This is a genomic window from Pseudomonas sp. 14P_8.1_Bac3, assembly GCF_025466085.1.
Classification (GTDB): Bacteria; Pseudomonadota; Gammaproteobacteria; order Pseudomonadales; family Pseudomonadaceae; genus Aquipseudomonas.
The window spans coordinates 129,396-150,384 of sequence record NZ_JANLOD010000018.1 but is presented as its reverse complement, the minus strand read 5'-3'; the positions used below and the strand labels follow the sequence as shown (position 1 = coordinate 150,384).

Here is a 20,989-nt window from a genome sequence, read left to right as displayed (position 1 = left end):
ACTGCCCCGAGGCCGAACAAAGTGGCATATCCGCCTAATTGTCGGCGCTTTCGCCTTGTTCTGGACAGAGCACCCGTCGATACAGCGCCGCCTGCAAGTCTTCAAACTTCACCGGTTTGTTCAGGTGATCGATCAAGGCGCCGGTCGGGCAGCGTTCCCGATCAGCACTCAAGGCCAGCATGAACAGCGGCAATTCCTCACAGCCCGGCAAGGCGCGAATCTGGCAACAAACCGATACGCCATCCAGCGGCGGCAACTGGCAATCGACCAATACCGCGTCGAATGTTTCACACCGCAGTAAATCCAGGGCCGCCACACCATTGTCGGCCGTGCGCACCCGGAACCCGAGCTTGAGCAACATCCCGCGCATGACCAATTGATTGATGCTGTTGTCATCCACCAGCAGCACGGTGCAGTCCTGGGGCAGGCGCAGGTTGTGCAACTCCCGAGTCATCAAGGGCGTTGGCGCGCGCTCGACCACGGGCAGTTCGACCTCGACATCGAGCTGGAAGCGGCTGCCGCGACCGGGTTCGGAGCGGTGAGTCAGATGCCCACCCAGCAACTCCACCAGTTGCCGACAAATCGCCAGGCCGACGCCCAGGCCGCCGTATTCACGGGTCATCGAGCCGTCGAGCTGGAAGAAGCGCTGGTACAGGGTCGCCTCGCCGAGATCGGTGAAACCGATGCCTGTGTCGATCACCGCGAAGGACAGCGCCAGGCGACCCGGCTCCACCGGCTTACCGGTGACCCGCAGCGCCACGCCGCCGACCCGGGTGAACTTGATCGCGTTGTCCAGCAGGCATTCCAGGCATTGCAGCAACTTCGTACTGTCGCCGTGCAGGCGGTCCGGAAGGCCCGGCGCGACGTCGACCTTGAAGTCCAGCGACTTGCCCAGAGCATTGCCTTCGAACTGCAGACGCAAGGCGTCGACGACACCACGCAAACTGAAGGCCGACGCATTGGCCTTGAGCTTGCCGGCCTGCAACTCGGTCAGCGTGAGGATGCCGTTGACCATGCGCATCATGTCCCGTGCCGAACCGGCGGCGGTCTGCTGGTATTGCTCCAGCTCGGGGTCCATCTCGACGGTTTGCATCAACTCCAGCGAGCCGATCACCCCGTTCATGGGCGTGCGCAATTCGTGGGTCAGCGTGGCGAGGAATTCATCCTTGAGCTTGTTGCTGTGCGCCAGTTGCTGGTTGAGTACTTCGAGTTTTTGCCCGGCATCGAACAGAGTCTGTGCCTGTTGTTCGCGCATGGCGTTGATGCGGTCGGCCAGGGCCAGGGACAACAGCGCCACTTCGATGGCCGAGCCGATCTGGCTGGAATACATGGTCAGGAACACGTTCGGCAGGTAACCCAGCACCATCAGCGTGTTGACGATGCCGCCGAGTAAAAATGCCGACCAGGCGATGATGAAGTACCGCGCCACCCGCAGACCGCGCCACCAGGCGAAAAACCCGGCGGCAAAAATCACCACGGTGAAGGTCAGCGCCAGGGTCGTCGCCAGGCGCAGGGCCAAGGCGTAACTGGTCATCAGCGACAACCCGACCACGATCGCCCCGAATGCAATCAACGCCAGCAGCAAGCGGTCGAGCCAGCGGCTGAGCGTGGCGGTCTGCAGGAAACTGCGGGCGAACTGGCTGCCGAACAGCCCGGCGCAGCCAATGAAGAATGGCGTGGCGGCGTTGGCCCACCACGGATTGTTCGGCCAGAAATACTGCACGGCGGCCCCGTTCACCGACAGCTGATACAGCCCGAACGAGGCAATGTAGAAAATGTAATAGAGGTAGCTGGTGTCCCGCACGCTGAGGTAGATGAACAGGTTGTAGACCAGCATTCCCAACAGTACGCCGTAGATCAGCCCCAGCACATAGAGGCGGACCGGCTGCTCTTCGAGAAACGCCGTGCTCGACCACAGCGTGACCGGCGCCTGGATCGATCCTTCGCTTTGCAAGCGCAAGTAGACGGTTTGCGCTTGATCCGGGGTGAAGTTGAGATCGAACAGGTAGTTGTTCTGACGGATCTCGCGGCTGGCGAACGGCAAGGCATCGCCGGTCTGCCGTACCAGTCGATAGGCACCGGCAGCATCGGGCAAGTACAGATCGAGGTGATCGAGGGGCGGATAGGCCAGTTCCAGCAGCCAGGTGCGCTGCGCGGCGGGATTGGTCGGGCGATAGCGCAGGTCGATTTTCAGCCAGAATGCCGAGCGCGAATAACCGGCGTTGAGCGTGGCCTCGTCGTGGGGTTTGAAGCGCCCGGCCGCGGCTTGCGCGCGGACCTCATCAAGGGTCGCCTGACCATCAACGTCCTCGAATACTTGCAGGGTTTGGCCCAAGGGCAGGCTTTGAGTGAATTCATCGAACTCGACTGCGCTCGCCATAAGGGGCAAGCAAAACAGCAACATCAGCAAATAGCGCATTTAAGCCCCAGCGTGGCCTGTCCGGTTTATCTCAGGAAGCCCCTCATTCCCTTTGAGTAGACGTATAACCGGTATTACCTGTTATTGATTTGGATCCACTCTAGCATAGCCGTTGATGGCCATTGAACACCATTGAAAAATTTTACAGAAACGCTCTAGCACGGGCGTTCCAGCGGCGCTCAGGGCAATAAAGCTGTGCACGTAGTCAGCCCATTACATTGCATCGGCCGTGTTGCGCATTCCTGTAGCCGCTGTCATGACTCGCTGGTCGACTGGTGGTAAGCTCGCGCACCATGAATATCTACAGCTCTCGCCCCGTTGTCCTCTGTCTCTCCGGCCACGACCCCAGTGGTGGCGCCGGCTTGCAGGCAGATATCGAAGCCCTGCTCGCGCAGGGTTGTCATGCGGCTCCGGCCGTCACCGCCCTGACCGTGCAAGACACGGTCAACGTCACTGACTTCCGCGTCCTCGACCGTGAGTGGGTACTGGCCCAGGCCAACGCCGTGCTCAACGATTCCGAAGTCGCGGCGGTCAAACTGGGCATGCTCGGTTCTCTGGAAATGGTCGACACTGTGGTCGAACTGCTTCAGGCGCACCCGCACTTGCCGATGGTCTGCGACCCGGTGTTGCGCGCGGGTGGCGGCGGACGACTGGGCAAGGATGAAGTCGGCTACGCCATGCGCGAACGCTTGCTGCCCTTGGCCATCATTGCCACCCCTAACCTTCCCGAAGCGCGCATCCTCGCCGAACTGCCTGAAGGCACCGCCGACGAATGCGCTGAAAAACTCCTGCCGTTCGTCAAGCACCTGCTGATCACCGGCGGTCATGGCGATGAAGCACAAATCCACAATCGCCTGTACAGCCGCGACGGTCGCCGCGAAACCTTCACCTGTGAACGCTTGCCTGGCAGTTATCACGGTTCCGGCTGCACGCTGGCCAGTGCCCTTGCCGGTCGTCTGGCGCTGGGTGAAAACCTCGCCAGCGCAGTGCAGAGCGCGCTTAACTACACGTGGCGCACCCTGCGAGATGCCGAGCAACTGGGCAAAGGTCAGTTCGTACCGCGCCGCTTGCCGCTGGATTTCTGTTCGTAACTTTCGATGCGTAAAGCGCAGAGGCATGCCTGATGAAATTACGTGGCCTGTACGCCATTACCGACAGCCAGCTCCTGGCCGGTAAATTCCTGTCGTACGTGGAGGCGGCGCTGGAAGGCGGCGTCACTCTGCTGCAATACCGCGACAAGAGCAGCGACGAGGCCCGCCGCCTGCGTGAGGCCGAAGCGCTGCGCGATCTGTGCGACCGCTACAAGACTCATCTGATCATCAATGACGATGCCGAACTGGCCGCGCGTCTGAACGTCGGCGTGCACCTGGGCCAAACCGATGGTCCACTGACTCCGGCCCGTGCCCTGCTCGGTCGCCAGGCGATCATCGGTTCGACCTGCCACGCGCAACTCGAACTCGCCGAGCAAGCGGCCAGGGAAGGCGCCAGTTATGTCGCCTTTGGCCGCTTCTTCAACTCCAACACCAAACCCGGTGCGCCGACCTGCAGCCTCGACCTGCTCGACCAGGCCCGCGGCAAACTGCACCTGCCGATCTGCGCGATCGGCGGCATCACGCTGGATAATGCCGCGCCGCTGGTGGCCCACGGGGTCGATCTGCTGGCGGTGGTTCACGGCCTGTTTGGCGCCGAGAGCACGGCGCAGGTCACCCGCCGCGCCCGCGCCTTCAACGAATTATTAAAAGTCTGATTTTGAGAGCCCGATCATGTCTCGTTCCGAAACGCTGTTTGCCAATGCCCAGAAACACATTCCCGGTGGCGTGAACTCGCCCGTTCGCGCATTCAAGAGCGTTGGTGGCACACCGTTGTTCTTCAAGCACGCCGAAGGTGCCTACGTCACCGATGAAGACGACAAGCGCTATGTCGATTACGTCGGCTCCTGGGGCCCGATGATTCTCGGCCACAGCCACCCGGACGTGCTGGACGCGGTGCGCAAGCAGCTGGAGCACGGCTTGTCTTACGGCGCGCCGACCGAAATGGAAACCGAGATGGCCGACCTGGTCTGCTCGATCGTGCCGTCGATGGAGATGGTGCGCATGGTCAGCTCCGGCACCGAAGCGACCATGAGCGCGATTCGCCTGGCGCGTGGTTTCACCGGCCGCGACAGCATCATCAAGTTTGAAGGCTGCTACCACGGTCACTCCGACAGCCTGCTGGTCAAGGCCGGCTCCGGCGCGCTGACCCAAGGCGTGCCAAGCTCGGCCGGTGTGCCGGCGGCGTTCGCCAAACACACCCTGACCCTGCCGTTCAACGACATCGACGCAGTAGAGACCCTGCTCGCCGAAGTCGGCCAGGAAGTGGCGTGCATCATCGTCGAGCCAGTGGCCGGCAACATGAACTGCGTGCCTCCCGCGCCGGGCTTTCTCGAAGGCCTGCGGACCCTGTGCGACAAGCACGGCGTGGTGTTGATCTTCGACGAAGTGATGACCGGTTTCCGCGTCGCACTCGGTGGCGCGCAGGCGCATTACGGCGTCACGCCGGATCTGAGCACCTTCGGCAAGATCATCGGTGGCGGCATGCCGGTCGGTTGCTTTGGCGGCAAACGCGAAATCATGTCGCACATCGCACCGCTGGGCCCGGTGTACCAGGCGGGCACCTTGTCGGGGAACCCGCTGGCGATGGCGGCGGGCCTGACTACTTTGCGCCTGATCAGCCGTCCAGGCTTCCATGACGAACTGACGGACTACACCAGCCGCCTGCTCGACGGCCTGCAACAACGCGCCGATGCCGCCGGCATTCCGTTCGTGACCACGCAGGCCGGTGGCATGTTCGGTCTGTATTTCAGCGGTGCCGACGACATCGTGACCTTCGATGACGTGATGGCCAGCGACGCCAACCTGTTCAAGCGCTTCTTCCACCTGATGCTCGAAGGGGGCGTGTACCTGGCGCCGAGCGCGTTCGAAGCCGGTTTCACCTCGATCGCTCATGGCGATGCGGAACTGAAGCTGACCCTGGATGCCGCCGAACGCGCATTCGCCGCATTGAAATAAACGCTGTAACGCTGACGTTGGCGACTGCCAGCGTCAGCCTTCACTTACATTCCCGCGTCTTTTCCTACTGATATGCCCATAATCCCGCGCAAACCGGAGGAGATATTCCCCGCGCAGCAGAAAAACGAGTAAAGACTTTGTAAGGTTGGCCCTGCTTATTTCATAATGCGCGCTTATTGGATCCCTCGATGGGTCCGCGCGCCCTTCAGAGGTAAGTCGATTCCCATGAACCGCACCGGCCGCGCCCTTGCATTGGGCTGCCTGTTGCTCCTTCAGCCCCTGCTCGCGCTCGCACAAGCAGGCGGCAACTCGTTGTTAATCCCAGCGATGGGTCGCTGCACCCTCAATACCCAGCCGCAAGACCTGGCACAGGCGCTCGCCGCCTGCCAGAAAGCGTCGGATGAAGGGGATGCGCAAGCGCAATACGAGTTGGGTGAGTTCTACTACGACGGCAAAAATACCCCACGCGACCTCAATAAGGCCCTGGCCTTTTTCGAAAAGGCCTCGCTGCAGGGGCACGCCCAGGCGCAATTCAAACTCGGCACCATGTTCTTCCACGGCGAAGGCGTACCGGCCAATAACGTTCAGGCGTACATCGTGCTGAAGATGGCAGCGGTCAATGGCGCGGAGGATGCGCTGGATACCGCGGATGAAGTCGCCGAGAAAATGCCTCGGGAAGAACTCGAGGTCGCGACCCAGGTACTGGGGCAGATCTTCCGCAAGTACCTGATGGAATTGCAGAGCGCCGATGGGCGAACGCCGTTTTCGCCATTGCCCTGATTCGATACCGACCTTTCTGGCCCCATCGCGAGCAAGCTCGCTCCCACAATGAACCGTTGCGAACATGATATTCATGTTCCCAGAGATCAAATGTGGGAGCGAGCCTGCTCGCGATGAAGACGACTCGGTCTTGAGCCTTACTTCTCAGGCATCGGCATCGGAAACGGCATCACATTGCCGACCGCGCCGCGGGCTTCACTGATTTTCGGTGTGCCCAGGCGCTCGACCTCGTCGATGCGCACGATCGAATGCATCGGCACAAAACTGCGCACCACACCCTCGAACTGCGCCTTGAGCTTCTCTTCGCTCGGGTCGACGACCACCTGCGTGCGCTCGCCAAAGACGAACTCTTCCACTTCCAGGAAGCCCCACAGATCACTTTGATAGATCTGCTTGGCATACATTTCGTACACCTGGCCCTGGTTGAGGAAAATCACCTTGTAGATTGGAGCTTCACGTTTGGTCATGTGGGCGAGCAACACATCGGGGGATAAAAATGAGGGCGCGAACTATAGCATAGCCACCGGACGCGCAGCGGTAGGAACCTTGGGACATGTTCCCTATAATGCGCGGTTCTTTGAATCACGTGATGACTCTGTCCATGGCCAAGAAGCTTTACATCGAAACCCACGGTTGCCAGATGAACGAGTACGACAGCTCGCGCATGGTCGATCTGCTGGGCGAACACCAGGCCCTGGAAGTCACCGCTCGCGCTGAAGACGCCGACGTGATCCTGCTCAACACCTGCTCGATCCGCGAACGCGCCCAGGACCGGGTGTATTCCCAATTGGGTCGCTGGCGCGAACTGAAGCTGGCCAACCCGGAGATGGTGATCGCCGTCGGCGGTTGCGTGGCCAGCCAGGAAGGCGCCGCCATCCGTGATCGCGCACCGTACGTCGACGTGGTGTTCGGCCCGCAGACCTTGCACCGCTTGCCGGAAATGATCGACGCCGCCCGCGCCACCAGGCTGCCGCAAGTGGACGTCTCGTTCCCGGAAATCGAAAAATTCGACCATTTGCCCGAGCCGCGCATCGATGGCCCGAGCGCTTACGTGTCGGTGATGGAAGGTTGCAGCAAATACTGCACGTTCTGCGTGGTGCCCTACACCCGTGGTGAAGAAGTGAGCCGGCCATTCGATGACGTGATTGCGGAAATCATCCACCTGGCGGAAAACGGTGTGCGTGAAGTGACCTTGCTTGGTCAGAACGTCAACGGCTATCGCGGAACCACCCATGATGGTCGCCTGGCCGATCTCGCCGAACTGATTCGCGTGGTCGCCGCCGTCGATGGCATCGACCGGATTCGCTACACCACCTCCCATCCGCTGGAGTTCTCCGACAGCCTGATCCAGGCCCACGCCGAAGTACCGGAACTGGTGAAACACCTGCACTTGCCCGTCCAGTCGGGTTCAGACCGCATTCTTTCGGCAATGAAGCGCAACCATACGGCGCTGGAATACAAATCCAAGCTGCGCAAACTGCGCGCCGCCGTGCCGGGGATCTGCATCAGTTCGGACTTCATCGTCGGCTTCCCCGGCGAGACCGAGAAGGATTTCCAGCAGACGATGAAGCTGATCGAGGACGTCGGCTTCGACTTCTCCTATTCGTTCGTTTATAGCCAGCGCCCCGGCACACCCGCCGCCGACCTGGCCGACGAAACGCCGGAAGAGCTGAAAAAAGAACGCCTGAATGCGCTGCAACATCGCCTGAACCAGCAAGGTTTCGAGATCAGCCGACAAATGGTCGGCTCAATCCAGCGAATCCTGGTGACCGATTACTCGAAAAAAGACCCCGGCGAGCTGCAAGGCCGGACCGAGAATAACCGGATCGTCAACTTCCGCTGCGACAACCCCACCTTGATCGGCCAGTTCGCCGACGTGCACATCGACGCCGCGCAGCCGCACTCGCTGCGCGGATCGCTGATCCAATAACACTGAAAACCCAATGTGGGAGCGAGCCTGCTCGCGATGGCGGTCTGACATGTAGCCCATGTGCCGACTGTCACACCGCTATCGCGAGCAGGCTCGCTCCCACAGGTTCATCGCCAGCTGCGGGAATCAATTTGCTCCGTATAAGAGCTTTCGCACCCGGGCCACTGGCGTTATCCTTGATTTCATCTCAATTGCCCCAGGGCGGCTAAATACGACCTTGAACGCACCCATAGAACCACATCGTTTTATCCTCGAGCCCTTTGAGGCTCGCCGTTTCGCCAATCTGTGCGGGATGTTCGACGAGCATCTGCGCTTGATCGAACAGCGCCTGACCATCGAGATCCGCAACCGCGGAAACCAGTTCGAGCTGATCGGCGACCCCAAGCACACCACCTCCGCGGAAAACCTCCTGCGCCGCCTGTACCGGGAAACCAAAGGTACCGAGTTGTCGCCGGACCTGGTTCACCTGTTCCTCCAGGAATCGGCCGTCGAAGCGCTGGACAACGTGTCCCCGTCGGAGCCCTCCGTCGCCTTGCGCACCAAGAAAGGCATGATTCGCCCTCGCGGCTTGAATCAGCTGCGCTACGTGAAGGAAATTCTCGGTAACGATATCAATTTCGGCATCGGCCCCGCCGGCACCGGCAAGACCTACCTGGCCGTGGCCTGTGCGGTCGACGCGCTGGAACGCGAGCAGATCCGTCGCATCCTGCTGGTCCGCCCTGCGGTTGAAGCCGGCGAGAAACTGGGTTTCCTGCCCGGCGACCTGTCGCAGAAGATCGACCCGTACCTGCGTCCGCTCTACGACGCCCTCTACGAGATGCTCGGCTTCGAATACGTGGCCAAGCTGATCGAGCGCCAGGTGATCGAAGTCGCGCCGCTGGCCTACATGCGCGGTCGCACGCTCAACAACAGCTTCATCATCCTCGACGAAAGCCAGAACACGACCGTCGAGCAGATGAAGATGTTCCTGACCCGGATCGGCTTCGGTTCCACGGCAGTCATCACCGGTGACATCACCCAGGTTGACCTGCCGAAGGGCACCAAGTCCGGGCTGCACCATGTGATCGAAGTCTTGAAAGACGTGCCGGGCATCAGCTTCACCCATTTCATGCCCAAGGATGTTGTGCGCCACCCGCTGGTGCAACGCATCGTCGAAGCCTACGAACGCTTCGAGAATCGTGCGGCGGACGAAACGCCCAAGGACAGTCGCCGCGATGCTTGAGCTTGATCTGCAACTGGCCACCGAAGCGTCTGCCCCGAGCGAAGCCGAGTTCCGCCAATGGTGCGAACTCGCGTTGCGCCAACGCACGGCCGACTCCGAGATGACCATTCGCCTCGTCGACGAAGCCGAAGGCCGCGAGCTGAATCACACCTGGCGCCAAAAAGACTACGCCACCAATGTGCTGTCGTTTCCTGCCGATGTACCCGACGAGTTCCTCGATATCCCGCTGCTGGGCGATCTGGTGATCTGCGCGGCCGTGGTCGAGCGCGAAGCCGCCGAACAAGGCAAGGCACTCGAGGCCCATTGGGCCCATCTGGTCATCCACGGCTGCTTGCATCTGCTGGGTTACGACCATATAGATGACGACGAAGCCGAAGAAATGGAAGCGCTGGAACGCACATTGCTTGCGGAACTGGGCTATCCCGATCCGTACGCGGACGACGACGAAACCGAAACATCCACTATCGTGACAACAAAGGATTCAGAGTAATCGCTATGAGCGAAGATCGATCGAGCAACGGGCAGAAGTCATGGCTGGGTAAGCTCACCCAGGCTTTTGCCCACGAGCCGAAGAACCGTCAGGAGCTGCTGGAGCTTCTGCGCGACGCACATCAGAACAAGTTGCTGGACAGCGAAGCGCTGGCCATCGTCGAAGGCGCCATCCAGGTTGCGGACCTGCAGGTACGGGACATCATGGTCCCGCGCTCGCAGATGGTCAGCATCAAGGCGACCCAGACACCCCGCGAATTCCTGCCAGCCGTGGTCGACTCGGCTCACTCCCGCTACCCGGTCATCGGCGAAAGCCACGATGACGTGATGGGCGTGCTGCTGGCGAAGGATTTGCTGCCGTTGATCCTTAAGGAGAACGGTGACAGCTTCAACATCAAGGACCTGTTGCGCCCGGCCACCTTCGTGCCCGAGTCCAAGCGCCTGAATGTGCTGCTGCGCGAGTTCCGTGCGAACCACAACCACATGGCCATCGTCATCGACGAATACGGCGGTGTGGCCGGTCTGGTGACCATCGAAGACGTGCTGGAACAGATCGTCGGCGACATCGAAGACGAGCATGACGTCGAAGAAGACAGCTACATCAAGCCGCTGCCCAGCGGTGACTTCCTGGTCAAGGCGCTGACGCCGATCGAGAACTTCAACGAGTTTTTCGACAGCGAGTTTTCCGACGATGAATTCGACACCGTCGGCGGCCTGGTGATGAGCGCGTTCGGGCACTTGCCGAAACGCAATGAAATCACTGAAATCGGTCCTTATCGCTTCCGTATCCTCAATGCGGACAGCCGTCGAATTCACCTGTTGCGCCTGACTCCCATTGCCCGTTAAGGACTGACATGCTCCGCGTAACCCGCCCCGGCTGGCCCGGTAACCTGCTGGCCGTGGTGGCCGGTGCAATCACTACCCTCGCCCTGGCACCGTTCGATATCTGGCCGCTGGCCTTGCTGGCGGTCGGTTTCTTTTATGCCGGTTTGCGTGAACTGAGTCCGCGTCAGGCCCTGGGCCGTGGCTGGTGTTTCGGTTTCGGCCTGTTCGGCGCCGGCACCAGCTGGATCTACTACAGTATCCACAACTTCGGCGGGGCCTCGGTGCTGCTGGCCGGGTTCCTGATGCTGCTCTTCACCGCGGCAATTGCCTGGTTCTTTGCCCTGCCCGCGTGGATCTGGGCCCGTTGGTTGCGTCGCAATGAGGCACCGCTGGCTGATGCCATGGCGTTCGCCGCCTTGTGGGTCGGGCAGGAAGCCTTTCGTGGCTGGTTTCTCACCGGTTTCCCGTGGCTCTATTCCGGTTACAGCCAGCTCGATGGCCCGTTGGCCGGGCTCGCCCCGGTAGGCGGAATGTGGCTGGTGTCGTTCACCCTGGCCCTGACGGCCGCGCTGATCTACAACGCTTCGCGCCTGATCAAGACCGGTCGCAAAGCTTTCATCGCCGCGGGCGTCCTGCTGTTGCTCGGCCCCTGGGTGGCCGGCATCGCGCTCAAGGGACATGCCTGGACCAGCCCGGCGGGCGCACCGCTGAGCGTCGCGGCGATCCAGGGCAATATCGAACAAAGCATGAAATGGGACCCGGCGCAGCTCAATGCGCAACTGGCGTTGTACCGCGACATGAGCTTCAGCTCGAAACCGGTCGACCTGCTGATCTGGCCGGAGACGGCGGTGCCGGTGCTCAAGGAGTCCGCCGAGGGCTACCTGAGCATGATGGGAAACTTCGCAGCCGAGCGTAAGAGTGCGCTGATTACCGGCGTGCCAATCCGCCAGATGGTTCGTCACGAGAAGCGCTTTTTCAACGGCATCATCGTCGTCGGCGAAGGCGATGGCACTTACCTCAAGCAGAAGCTGGTGCCGTTCGGCGAATACGTACCGTTGCAAGACGTGTTGCGCGGCCTGATCGCGTTCTTCGACCTGCCGATGTCAGACTTTGCCCGTGGCCCGGCTGATCAGGCGATGCTGCAAGCCAAGGGTTACCAGATCGCACCGTTCATCTGTTACGAAGTGGTGTATCCGGAATTTGCCGCCAGCCTGGCGGCGCGCAGCGATTTGTTGCTGACCATCAGCAACGACACCTGGTTCGGCACCTCCATCGGCCCGCTGCAGCACTTGCAGATGGCGCAGATGCGCGCACTCGAGGCCGGGCGCTGGATGATTCGTGCCACCAATAACGGCGTCAGCGGATTGATCAACCCGTTCGGCCAGATCACCGCGCAGATCCCGCAATTCGAGCGCGGTATCTTGTACGGCGAAGTGGTGCCGATGCACAACCTGACGCCGTATCTGCAATGGCGTTCGTGGCCGCTGATCATGGTTTGCGTGCTGTTGTTTGGCTGGGCATTGATTGCTAACCGGATGGCCAAGACGGTGTAATCCCCTCTTTCTGCAGGAGCGAGCTTGCTCGCTCCTACAGAAAACCTACCGGTAGAAGAGTGAATAACCTACCTGCCCCACCGCCTCATTCAGCAACTGCCCGCTCTGCCACATCGATTTGACTTCCGGCATCCAGCCGCCCAGCGGTCGGGCGTTGTCCACACCCAAAAACCCCATGGGCGCAGGCACCACGTCGAACCCGGCGCGTTCAAAGCTCCAGACCGAGCGCGGCATGTGCCACGCCTGGGTCACGACCACGACCCGCTTGATGCCCTGTGGCAGCAAGACTTCGGCACTCATCTGCGCGTTCTCCCACGTGGTGCGGCTACGCCCTTCCTGCCAGCGCACGCTGACGCCAAAATCCTCGAGCAGCGAATCAGCCATCAGCTTGGCCTCCGTCGGCGGCATGCCGTAGTGCAGGCCACCGCTGGTGAGGATCGGCAAACCCGACGCCTTGGCCAGTCTGGCCGCAAAACGCATCCTTTCCAGAGCATGGTCGGTCGGCTGGTCGGTGCCCCATGCAGGGTCACCGCGTTCGCGCCCCGAGCCCAGCACCACGATGGCGTCGGCCCGCTGCGCAAGAGTCGCCCATTCGTCATGCGCCAGCGGGGGAATGCGCTCAATGGCCGCGGCGCTGTATTGCACCACCACCGGCAGGCTCATCAGCCACAATCCGCCAAACCCTAACGCAAAACACACACCGGCCAGTCGCGGCCGCGAGCGACGAAACCACCAGCCGAGCAGAATCAACAGCAACAAAATGCCGGGCGGTAGCAGAAGTTGTTTAACGAAGTAACGAAAAGGCATCGAGCATCTCCAGAAGATGCCCGAAGCCTAAGTGGGTTGACGCAATGCGACAACAGATGCGGAAGGACTATGCTTCAAAAAAACCATACGCCATGGCGTCAAGTGCCCTTACTTGAATTGCAGAGACCGGACCTTTACCGCGTCCCTGCCGGGTGCCTTGTCCTTGAGCCAGATGATCTTGGCCGAACGTGGTGCGTCGAGTTGCTTCACTGCCTCTGACAGGCATCCGTGTGTCTCACGCTCACTGCGATCCAGATACGCCTTGACCAATGCAAACTCTGCGGGGCTCAGGCCACGCAGTTCCAGCTCCAGGGGACGCTCATCGCGTAGCCGACCAGCGGTTTTTGCTGCGTCCAGGGCTATTCCCAGACGATCGATCAGTTTTTCATACAGCTCCGGTTTCGTAGCTTTTTGCTGTGACTCAACCATCCCTCACCTCATTGAAGATAAGACTCGCTCCCCATTTAGAGCTTAGCTTCCATGAACAAACCGGCTGAGTGCCGCGACCAACGGCCCTCGCAGCGGTTTTCGCGGGACGCGCGGCAGTAATCAGGGTTTCCCTCGGTAGAGTGCGGTCATGTATGCTACGGCGCTTCCTGTAACTCCACTTCCAGCTCGTCTGGACAGCGAAACGCCGATTTGGCGTGATCACCGTCCGGCGTTGCGTTGAAGAGGATTAGGCCACCCCTATTCAGTTCAAAAGTAGCCATGCACGAACAATATCAGCCCCGTGAAATCGAAGCCGCCGCCCAGTCGTTCTGGGACGAGCAAAAGTCCTTTGAAGTCAGTGAACAGCCAGGCAAGGAGACTTACTACTGCCTGTCGATGTTCCCTTACCCCAGCGGCAAGCTACACATGGGGCACGTGCGCAACTACACCATCGGCGACGTGATCTCCCGTTATCAGCGCATGCTCGGCAAAAATGTCCTGCAACCCATGGGTTGGGACGCCTTCGGCATGCCGGCGGAAAACGCCGCGATGAAGAACAACGTAGCGCCCGCCAAGTGGACCTACGAAAACATCGCCTACATGAAAACCCAGTTGCGCAGCCTGGGCCTCGCGGTGGACTGGTCCCGCGAAGTCACCACCTGCAAGCCGGATTACTACCGCTGGGAGCAATGGCTGTTCACCCGCCTGTTCGAAAAAGGTGTGATCTACAAAAAAAGCGGCACCGTGAACTGGGACCCGGTCGACCAGACCGTCCTGGCCAACGAACAGGTGATCGACGGCCGCGGCTGGCGTTCCGGCGCGCTGATCGAGAAGCGCGAAATCCCGATGTACTACTTCAAGATCACCGCCTACGCGGATGAGCTGCTGGAAAGCCTCGACGAACTGACGGGCTGGCCTGAACAGGTCAAGACCATGCAGCGCAACTGGATCGGCAAATCCCGCGGCATGGAAGTGCAGTTCCCGTACGACGTCGAGTCCATCGGCGAAACCGGCGCACTGAAAGTCTTCACCACCCGTCCCGACACCCTGATGGGCGCGACCTACGTTGCCGTGGCCGCCGAACACCCCCTGGCCGCCCTCGCCGCGCAGAACAACCCCGAGCTGCAAGCGTTCATCGCTGAATGCAAGGGCGGCAGCGTCGCGGAAGCCGACGTTGCCACTCAAGAGAAAAAAGGCCTGCCGACCTCGCTGTTCGTCGAACACCCGCTGACCGGTGAGAAACTCCCGGTGTGGGTCGCCAACTACGTGCTCATGCACTACGGCGACGGCGCAGTTATGGCGGTTCCGGCTCACGACGAGCGCGATTTCGAGTTCGCCCACAAGTACAACCTGCCGATCAAGTCGGTGGTGCGCACCAGTTCCGGTGACACCAACCCGGCGCCGTGGCAGGACGCCTACGGCGAGCACGGCACGCTGATCAACTCCGGTGAGTTCGACGGCCTCGACTTCGCGGGCGCGTTCGACGCCATGGAAGTCGCGCTGATCAAGAAAAACCTCGGTGCCTCGCGCACCCAGTTCCGCCTGCGCGACTGGGGCATCAGCCGCCAGCGTTACTGGGGCTGCCCGATCCCGATCATCCACTGCGACAGCTGCGGTGACGTGCCGGTCCCGGAAGATCAACTGCCTGTGGTACTGCCGGAAGACGTCGTTCCGGATGGCGCCGGTTCGCCCTTGGCGCGCATGCCCGAGTTCTACGAGTGCACCTGCCCGAAATGCGGCGCAGCGGCCAAGCGTGAAACCGACACCATGGACACCTTCGTCGAGTCCTCGTGGTACTACGCCCGTTACGCCTCGCCGCACTATGAAGGCGGTCTGGTGGAAAAATCGGCGGCCGACCACTGGTTGCCGGTGGATCAGTACATCGGCGGCATCGAACACGCGATCCTGCACTTGCTCTACGCGCGCTTCTTCCACAAGCTGATGCGCGACGAAGGCCTGGTGAGCTCCAACGAGCCGTTCAAGAACCTGCTGACCCAAGGCATGGTGATCGCCGAGACGTACTACCGTCGCGAAGCCAACGGCGCGTACACCTGGTTCAACCCGGCGGACGTTGAACTCGAGCGCGACAGCAAGGCCAAGGTCATCAGCGCCAAGCTGATCGCCGACGGCCTGCCGGTGGAAATCGGCGGCACCGAGAAGATGGCCAAGTCGAAGAACAACGGCGTCGACCCACAGTCGATGATTGACCAGTTCGGCGCCGACACCTGCCGTCTGTTCATGATGTTCGCCTCGCCACCTGACATGAGCGCGGAATGGTCCGACTCCGGCGTGGAAGGTTCGCATCGCTTCCTCAAGCGCGTCTGGCGCCTGGCGCAAGCACACGTGACCCAGGGCCTGCCGGGCAAACTGGATGTCGCCAGCCTGAACGATGGACAGAAAGCGATTCGTCGTTCGATTCACCAGGCCATCAAGCAGGCCAGCCACGATGTTGGCCAGAACCACAAGTTCAACACCGCCATCGCCCAAGTGATGACGCTGATGAACGTGCTGGAAAAAGCCCCGCAAGGCACCGAACAGGATCGCGCGCTGATTCACGAAGGCCTGCAAACCGTGGTCCTGCTGCTGGCGCCGATCACTCCGCACATCAGCCACGAGCTGTGGAATCGTCTGGGTCATGCCGATCCGGTGATCGACGCGGGCTGGCCGGTGCTGGACGAAAGCGCACTGGTGCAGGACAGCCTGCAACTGGTCATCCAGGTGAACGGCAAGCTGCGCGGACACATCGAAATGCCGGCCAGCGCCAGCCGCGAAGAAGTCGAAGCGGCCGCACGGGCCAACGAAAACGTACTGCGCTTCGTCGACGGCCTGACTATTCGTAAAGTGATCGTAGTGCCCGGGAAACTGGTCAATATCGTCGCCAGCTAATTGGATCAGGCGCCAGGTCAGCCTGGCGCCGAGTAAAACCTTTCGGGCCGCACGATCGGCCCACATGGTTTCAAGGGGAGCAACAAGATGATCAAACGCAATTTGCTGGTGATGGGCCTTGCGGTCCTGTTGAGCGCCTGCGGTTTCCAGCTGCGCGGCACCGGCACCACTGAACTGGCAATCAAGGAGCTCGACCTGAGCGCCCGTGACGCCTATGGCGAAACCGTGAAGCAGTTGCGCGAGGTGCTGGAAAGCAGCGGCGTCAAGGTCTTCAATGGCGCACCTTACAAACTGGTGCTGACCGATGAGCAGAGCAGCCAGCGCATCCTCAGCTACGCCGGTGCCGGTCGTACGGGGGAGTATCAGGTGACCACCGTGCTCAACTACGACGTCCGGGGCCATGGCGACCTGTCGCTGCTGAGCGACAAGCTTGAAGTGTCGAAAGTGTTCATCCACGACGGCAACAACCTGGTGGGCTCCGACCAGGAGGCCAACGATGCCCGCCGTGAAATGCGTCGTGAGCTGGTTCAACGCATGATCCTGCGCCTGCAACAGTTCACCCCGGCTCAACTGGATAAACTGCAGCAGACCGCCGACGCCAGAGCCAAGGCTGAAGCCGAAGCACTGGAAGCAGCGCAGAAGGCCGAAGCGAACACACCGCGTCAGTCGCCCATCGAAATCCCGCAGCAATAAGACTTACGGGGCGCTCAGGCGCCCCGTTCGGCCTCTCTTATGAAACTCGCCCCCGCCCAACTCGCCAAACACCTGCAAGGTGCGCTCGCGCCGGTCTACGTCATCAGTGGCGATGACCCGCTGCTGTGCCAGGAAGCCGCCGACGCCATTCGTGCCGCCGCCCGCCAGCAGGGTTTCGACGAACGCCAAGTGTTCGCCGCCGACGCCAGCTTCGACTGGGGGACGCTGCTGCAAGCTGGCGCAAGCATGTCGTTGTTCGCTGAAAAGCGCCTCCTGGAACTGCGTCTGCCGTCCGGCAAACCCGGCGACAAGGGTGCAGCCGCCTTCATCGAATACTGCTCGCGACCGGCCGAAGACACGGTGCTGCTGATCAGCCTGCCGAAACTCGACGGCAGCGCGCAGAAAACCAAATGGGGCAAGGCCCTGGTGGAAGGCCAGCACACTCAGTTCGTGCAAATCTGGCCGGTGGATGCCAACCAGCTGCCAAGCTGGATCCGCCAGCGCCTGTCCCAGGCCGGGCTCTCCGCCAGCCAGGACGCCGTGGAACTGATCGCCGCGCGCGTCGAAGGCAACCTGCTGGCCGCCGCTCAGGAAATCGAGAAGCTCAAGCTGATGGCCGAAGGTGGTCAGATCACCGTCGAGACCGTGCAGGCGGCCGTGGCCGACAGCGCCCGCTTCGACGTCTTCGGCCTGACCGATGCGATTCTCAATGGTGAGGCCGCGCACGCCCTGCGCATGCTCGAAGGGCTGCGCGGTGAAGGCGTCGAGCCACCGGTGATTCTCTGGGCGCTGGCCCGTGAGTTACGTCTGCTGGCCAACCTGTCGCTGCAATACAGCCAGGGTGTGCCGCTGGACAAGGCTTTCAGCTCTGCCCGGCCGCCGGTCTGGGACAAGCGCAAACCGCTGATGAGCAAAGCCCTGCAACGTTACTCGGCGCAACGCTGGGCGCAGTTGTTGCTGGAAGCGCAGCGCATCGACGCGCAGATCAAAGGTCAGGCGGCAGGTTCGCCGTGGATGAGCTTGAGTCGCTTGTCGTTGTTGATGGCCGGTCAACGGCTGGGCTTGCCGGCCGAATAACGGTACACACGCTCCCACAGGGGGCTGGACAGAACCGCAACTTCGGCAGATTATTTCCCCCCGCAAAACCCCACTCAATCGAGAGACCTGATCATGAGCAAAAAGCCATCTCGTAATGGCCACAACAAGGCCAAATCCATCGTCGCCCAGCCACTGTTCCGCAGCCGTCAGGAACGCGCCGGCAAGGGCAAAGGCAGCTACCGCCGCGAAGCCTTCCAGTCTGACAACTGGGAGGCTTCTTACTTTCTGGCGGCCTGAAAGGCAAGCCACCGCTCAACATGTTAAGGTCTGCACCTGATTCGTATTCCCTGGACCCGTGCATGCCCTTTTGTATTTCCCGTCGTTGGCATCTGCGCCAATTGATCGCTGCCTCCAGCCTCATTCTGCTTGTCGCTTGCGCGGAAAAACCTACCGCTGCCGACGCCCAACCGCTTCAGACGCTGCCCGTTGCTTCAGCTCCCGCGGTGATTCCGCCCGTGGTGCCGAGCGGTGACAACCTCGATATCCAGCCTACCCAGACCTTCGCCGAATGGCAGGCGGGTTTCCGCAAAGAGGCGCTGGCCGCCGGCATTCGCGCCGACCTGTTCGATCGTGCCTTCGCCAATGTCAGCCTGGACGCCAGCGTCATCCGCGCCGACCGCAGCCAGCCGGAATTTTCCCGCCCGGTGTGGGAATACCTTGACGGCGCCTTGTCGCCGCTGCGCGTGCGTAAGGGTCAGGCGCTGATCAGCCAGTACGCGGACATCCTGCAGAGCATCGAACAGCGCTACGGCGTCGATCGTCAGGCGCTGGTCGCGGTGTGGGGCATGGAGAGTAACTTCGGGCAGTTCCAGGGCAGCAAGTCGGTGATCAACTCCCTGGCGACCCTGGCCTACGAAGGCCGGCGTCCTGGCTTTGCCCATGCGCAACTGATCGCCGCCCTGCAGATCCTGCAACAGGGCGACATCGAGCCGGAGAAGATGCTCGGTTCCTGGGCCGGCGCCATGGGCCAGACCCAGTTCATCCCGACCACCTACAACACCCATGCCGTGGACTTCGACGGTGACGGCCGCCGCGACATCTGGGGCAGCGCCGCCGACGCCCTGGCCTCGACTGCGCACTACCTGCAAAGTTCTGGCTGGCAGAGAGGCCAGCCGTGGGGCTTTGAAGTGCAGTTGCCGGGCAGCTTCAACTACGTGTTGGCCGACGGCACGATTCGCAAGAGCGTCGCCGAGTGGCAGCAATTGGGCGTGAGCCTGCCGAATGGCGCACAGGTTCCAGCGGGCTCCGAGCACCTGTCGGCGGCGCTGCTGCTGCCGGCAGGCTATCGCGGTCCGGCGTTCCTGGTGCTCGACAACTTCCGCGCGATCCTCAAATACAACAACTCGTCGTCCTACGCCCTCGCCGTCAGCCTGCTATCCGAGCGCTTCAACGGCGCAGGTTTGATCAGTGGCAACTGGCCGAAGGATGATTTGCCGCTGAGCCGCTCCGAGCGCATCGAGCTGCAAAATCTGCTGAGCGCCCGGCAATACGACGCGGGCACCGCCGACGGCATCATCGGCGCCAACACCCGCAAAGCGATCCGCAGCGCCCAGCAGTCGTTTGGCTGGCCGGCGGATGGGTATCCGACGCACAAGCTGCTTGAAGGGTTGCGTAACCGCTAAAAGCTTCGCGAGCAAGCCCGCTCCCACAATGACCGTATTCTCATGAGAGAACCCGGCCATTGTGGGAGCGGGCTTGCTCGCGAAGACTGACTTTCAGGCGACAACTTTCTATCGCCTGAACACCACATCCTGTTCCAACACCAACTCCCTGCCCCCCGCATCCAGCCTCACCAACGCTCCCATCGGCAACGTCAGGTTCGGATCACAATGCCCGCTGCGCCACCCGCTCAGCACGGGTATCCGCAACGGTTCAAAAGTCTGCTTGAGCAAACGTTCCAGGGCCACCGTCTCCACCCCGGCCACATCCCCCACGATCACACCGCGCAACTTGCCCAGCGTTCCCGCAAGCCGCAGATGGGTCAGCAACCGGTCAATGCGATACAACGGCTCGTTGATGTCCTCGATGAACAGAATGACGCCCTCGGCATCGATTTGATAAGGCGTGCCCATGGTCGCGGCGATCATCGACAGATTGCCGCCCAGCAAGCGCCCGTGAGCGATGCCTGGCTCGATGGTGGTCAACGCAAAGGCCACCGGGTGCGTCAGCACACTTCCCGCCTTCATCTGGCCCCTGAGCATGTTGAAAAACGAAGACTCGGTCGGTCTCTGCTTGTCGCCCAACAGGTCCGCGTTAAGCAGCGGACCATGAAAAGTCACGAATCCCGCATGACGGCTGATCGCCAGGTGCAGCGCCGTGATGTCGCTGTAGCCAATGAATGGCTTGGCATGGTTTTGCAGCAACTCGAAATCGATGCGATCCAGCAGACGCGGCGTGCCGTAGCCGCCGCGAAGACAAATGATTGCATCGACCTCGCTATCGGCGAACGCCCCGTGCAGGTCATTGAGCCGCACCTCGTCGCTGCCGGCCAGGTAACCGTCCTGCTCGTAGACGCCGGGAAAGATTTTTAGCGAATAGCCGCGGGCGCGCATCCAGGCGACGGCTTTATCGGTATCCAGTGCCGCCGGGCCAGCGGGCGCTATGACACCGATCACGCCTTCCGCGGGCAACGCGGGAACCGGGGCATGAGGCAACAGTGTATGGGTCGGTCGAACGGTCATCCATGGATCTCCCTGCGCAAAAGCTTCAGCACACAGTAGTCAGGAACGGGGACAAACAGAAGAGGTTCAGTCGCCTGCCGGTTGCGCAAAGCCAACCTCCAGGCAAAAAAAAGCCCGCGAGGCCGGACAG

Annotated in this window: 19 protein-coding genes; 14 read left to right on the top strand and 5 right to left on the bottom strand. The window is 61.3% G+C overall.

Annotated features, from left to right (window positions below):
- Window positions 1–34: 34 nt before the first annotated feature.
- Entirely contained in the window at window positions 35–2,419 is a 2,385-nt protein-coding gene (locus NTD84_RS06435) for a hybrid sensor histidine kinase/response regulator (protein WP_262164118.1), read from the bottom strand.
- Window positions 2,420–2,712: 293 nt separating this feature from the next.
- Between NTD84_RS06435 and NTD84_RS06430 the strand changes: the two genes are divergently transcribed.
- The 4 genes from NTD84_RS06430 (at window position 2,713) to NTD84_RS06415 (ending at window position 6,246) form a co-directional block, all read left to right on the top strand.
- Window positions 2,713–3,510 (top strand): hydroxymethylpyrimidine/phosphomethylpyrimidine kinase, encoded by a 798-nt coding sequence (locus tag NTD84_RS06430; RefSeq protein ID WP_262164117.1) that lies wholly within the window; start codon window positions 2,713–2,715, stop codon window positions 3,508–3,510.
- Window positions 3,511–3,542: 32 nt separating this feature from the next.
- Window positions 3,543–4,166, top strand: coding sequence for a thiamine phosphate synthase (thiE, locus tag NTD84_RS06425; RefSeq protein ID WP_262164116.1), 624 nt, complete (start codon window positions 3,543–3,545; stop codon window positions 4,164–4,166).
- Between the two features lie 16 nt (window positions 4,167–4,182).
- The gene (gene hemL, locus NTD84_RS06420; protein ID WP_262164115.1) at window positions 4,183–5,466 is read left to right on the top strand and encodes a glutamate-1-semialdehyde 2,1-aminomutase; all 1,284 of its coding nucleotides are present in this window, start codon (window positions 4,183–4,185) and stop codon (window positions 5,464–5,466) included.
- Window positions 5,467–5,691: 225 nt separating this feature from the next.
- Window positions 5,692–6,246, top strand: a complete 555-nt coding sequence (locus tag NTD84_RS06415; protein ID WP_262164114.1) for a tetratricopeptide repeat protein — start codon at window positions 5,692–5,694, stop codon at window positions 6,244–6,246.
- A 137-nt stretch (window positions 6,247–6,383) separates the two neighbouring features.
- Here NTD84_RS06415 and NTD84_RS06410 read toward each other — a convergent pair whose 3' ends face one another.
- On the bottom strand, window positions 6,384–6,713 hold the full coding sequence (locus NTD84_RS06410) for a DUF1820 family protein (RefSeq protein ID WP_007894425.1): 330 nt from the start codon (window positions 6,711–6,713) through the stop codon (window positions 6,384–6,386).
- Between the two features lie 134 nt (window positions 6,714–6,847).
- Between NTD84_RS06410 and miaB the strand changes: the two genes are divergently transcribed.
- The 5 genes from miaB (at window position 6,848) to lnt (ending at window position 12,265) form a co-directional block, all read left to right on the top strand.
- Window positions 6,848–8,176: a tRNA (N6-isopentenyl adenosine(37)-C2)-methylthiotransferase MiaB gene (gene miaB, locus NTD84_RS06405; RefSeq protein ID WP_262164113.1), complete on the top strand. Its 1,329-nt coding sequence runs from the start codon at window positions 6,848–6,850 to the stop codon at window positions 8,174–8,176.
- Window positions 8,177–8,393: 217 nt separating this feature from the next.
- Complete coding sequence (locus tag NTD84_RS06400; RefSeq protein WP_262164112.1) at window positions 8,394–9,398, top strand: PhoH family protein; 1,005 nt, start codon at window positions 8,394–8,396, stop codon at window positions 9,396–9,398.
- A complete protein-coding gene (gene ybeY, locus NTD84_RS06395) occupies window positions 9,391–9,888 on the top strand; it encodes an rRNA maturation RNase YbeY (RefSeq protein ID WP_262164111.1) in 498 nt (165 codons plus the stop codon). The genes NTD84_RS06400 and ybeY overlap by 8 nt, the downstream gene beginning before the upstream one ends.
- Window positions 9,889–9,893: 5 nt before the next feature.
- Window positions 9,894–10,733, top strand: a complete 840-nt coding sequence (locus NTD84_RS06390; RefSeq protein WP_262164110.1) for an HlyC/CorC family transporter — start codon at window positions 9,894–9,896, stop codon at window positions 10,731–10,733.
- An 8-nt stretch (window positions 10,734–10,741) separates the two neighbouring features.
- Window positions 10,742–12,265, top strand: a complete 1,524-nt coding sequence (lnt, locus tag NTD84_RS06385; protein ID WP_262164109.1) for an apolipoprotein N-acyltransferase — start codon at window positions 10,742–10,744, stop codon at window positions 12,263–12,265.
- Window positions 12,266–12,310: 45 nt separating this feature from the next.
- Here the strand turns inward: lnt and NTD84_RS06380 are convergent, their stop codons facing one another.
- Complete coding sequence (locus NTD84_RS06380) at window positions 12,311–13,072, bottom strand: YdcF family protein (RefSeq protein ID WP_262164108.1); 762 nt, start codon at window positions 13,070–13,072, stop codon at window positions 12,311–12,313.
- A gap of 108 nt (window positions 13,073–13,180) precedes the next feature.
- Window positions 13,181–13,501 carry a hypothetical protein gene (locus NTD84_RS06375; protein WP_262164107.1) on the bottom strand — a complete coding sequence of 107 codons (321 nt, stop codon included), beginning with the start codon at window positions 13,499–13,501 and terminating at the stop codon, window positions 13,181–13,183.
- A 279-nt stretch (window positions 13,502–13,780) separates the two neighbouring features.
- Between NTD84_RS06375 and leuS the strand changes: the two genes are divergently transcribed.
- From leuS to NTD84_RS06350, 5 genes are all read left to right on the top strand, one after another.
- A complete protein-coding gene (gene leuS / locus NTD84_RS06370) occupies window positions 13,781–16,387 on the top strand; it encodes a leucine--tRNA ligase (protein WP_262164106.1) in 2,607 nt (868 codons plus the stop codon).
- 87 nt (window positions 16,388–16,474) lie between these two features.
- The gene (lptE, locus tag NTD84_RS06365; RefSeq protein WP_262164105.1) at window positions 16,475–17,080 is read left to right on the top strand and encodes an LPS assembly lipoprotein LptE; all 606 of its coding nucleotides are present in this window, start codon (window positions 16,475–16,477) and stop codon (window positions 17,078–17,080) included.
- A gap of 39 nt (window positions 17,081–17,119) precedes the next feature.
- Complete coding sequence (holA, locus tag NTD84_RS06360; RefSeq protein ID WP_262164104.1) at window positions 17,120–18,157, top strand: DNA polymerase III subunit delta; 1,038 nt, start codon at window positions 17,120–17,122, stop codon at window positions 18,155–18,157.
- A 93-nt stretch (window positions 18,158–18,250) separates the two neighbouring features.
- Window positions 18,251–18,415, top strand: a complete 165-nt coding sequence (gene arfA / locus NTD84_RS06355; protein WP_262164103.1) for an alternative ribosome rescue factor ArfA — start codon at window positions 18,251–18,253, stop codon at window positions 18,413–18,415.
- A gap of 62 nt (window positions 18,416–18,477) precedes the next feature.
- The gene (locus NTD84_RS06350) at window positions 18,478–19,800 is read left to right on the top strand and encodes a lytic murein transglycosylase (protein WP_262164102.1); all 1,323 of its coding nucleotides are present in this window, start codon (window positions 18,478–18,480) and stop codon (window positions 19,798–19,800) included.
- 108 nt (window positions 19,801–19,908) lie between these two features.
- On the opposite strand, the gene NTD84_RS06345 is transcribed toward NTD84_RS06350, so the two are convergent.
- A complete protein-coding gene (locus NTD84_RS06345) occupies window positions 19,909–20,859 on the bottom strand; it encodes an LD-carboxypeptidase (RefSeq protein ID WP_262164101.1) in 951 nt (316 codons plus the stop codon).
- Window positions 20,860–20,989 lie beyond the last annotated feature (130 nt).

What these genes read in the sequence shown, in the direction of transcription:
- NTD84_RS06345 (WP_262164101.1), bottom strand. Translation starts at nt 20,859, where the DNA reads ATGACCGTTCGACCGACCCATACACTGTTGCCTCATGCCCCGGTTCCC.
- arfA (WP_262164103.1), top strand. Translation starts at nt 18,251, where the DNA reads ATGAGCAAAAAGCCATCTCGTAATGGCCACAACAAGGCCAAATCCATC.
- NTD84_RS06375 (WP_262164107.1), bottom strand. Translation starts at nt 13,501, where the DNA reads ATGGTTGAGTCACAGCAAAAAGCTACGAAACCGGAGCTGTATGAAAAA.
- lnt (WP_262164109.1), top strand. Translation starts at nt 10,742, where the DNA reads ATGCTCCGCGTAACCCGCCCCGGCTGGCCCGGTAACCTGCTGGCCGTG.
- NTD84_RS06415 (WP_262164114.1), top strand. Translation starts at nt 5,692, where the DNA reads ATGAACCGCACCGGCCGCGCCCTTGCATTGGGCTGCCTGTTGCTCCTT.
- leuS (WP_262164106.1), top strand. Translation starts at nt 13,781, where the DNA reads ATGCACGAACAATATCAGCCCCGTGAAATCGAAGCCGCCGCCCAGTCG.
- ybeY (WP_262164111.1), top strand. Translation starts at nt 9,391, where the DNA reads ATGCTTGAGCTTGATCTGCAACTGGCCACCGAAGCGTCTGCCCCGAGC.
- NTD84_RS06390 (WP_262164110.1), top strand. Translation starts at nt 9,894, where the DNA reads ATGAGCGAAGATCGATCGAGCAACGGGCAGAAGTCATGGCTGGGTAAG.
- thiE (WP_262164116.1), top strand. Translation starts at nt 3,543, where the DNA reads ATGAAATTACGTGGCCTGTACGCCATTACCGACAGCCAGCTCCTGGCC.
- hemL (WP_262164115.1), top strand. Translation starts at nt 4,183, where the DNA reads ATGTCTCGTTCCGAAACGCTGTTTGCCAATGCCCAGAAACACATTCCC.
- NTD84_RS06430 (WP_262164117.1), top strand. Translation starts at nt 2,713, where the DNA reads ATGAATATCTACAGCTCTCGCCCCGTTGTCCTCTGTCTCTCCGGCCAC.
- NTD84_RS06350 (WP_262164102.1), top strand. Translation starts at nt 18,478, where the DNA reads ATGCCCTTTTGTATTTCCCGTCGTTGGCATCTGCGCCAATTGATCGCT.
- holA (WP_262164104.1), top strand. Translation starts at nt 17,120, where the DNA reads ATGAAACTCGCCCCCGCCCAACTCGCCAAACACCTGCAAGGTGCGCTC.
- lptE (WP_262164105.1), top strand. Translation starts at nt 16,475, where the DNA reads ATGATCAAACGCAATTTGCTGGTGATGGGCCTTGCGGTCCTGTTGAGC.
- NTD84_RS06380 (WP_262164108.1), bottom strand. Translation starts at nt 13,072, where the DNA reads ATGCCTTTTCGTTACTTCGTTAAACAACTTCTGCTACCGCCCGGCATT.
- miaB (WP_262164113.1), top strand. Translation starts at nt 6,848, where the DNA reads ATGGCCAAGAAGCTTTACATCGAAACCCACGGTTGCCAGATGAACGAG.
- NTD84_RS06435 (WP_262164118.1), bottom strand. Translation starts at nt 2,419, where the DNA reads ATGCGCTATTTGCTGATGTTGCTGTTTTGCTTGCCCCTTATGGCGAGC.
- NTD84_RS06410 (WP_007894425.1), bottom strand. Translation starts at nt 6,713, where the DNA reads ATGACCAAACGTGAAGCTCCAATCTACAAGGTGATTTTCCTCAACCAG.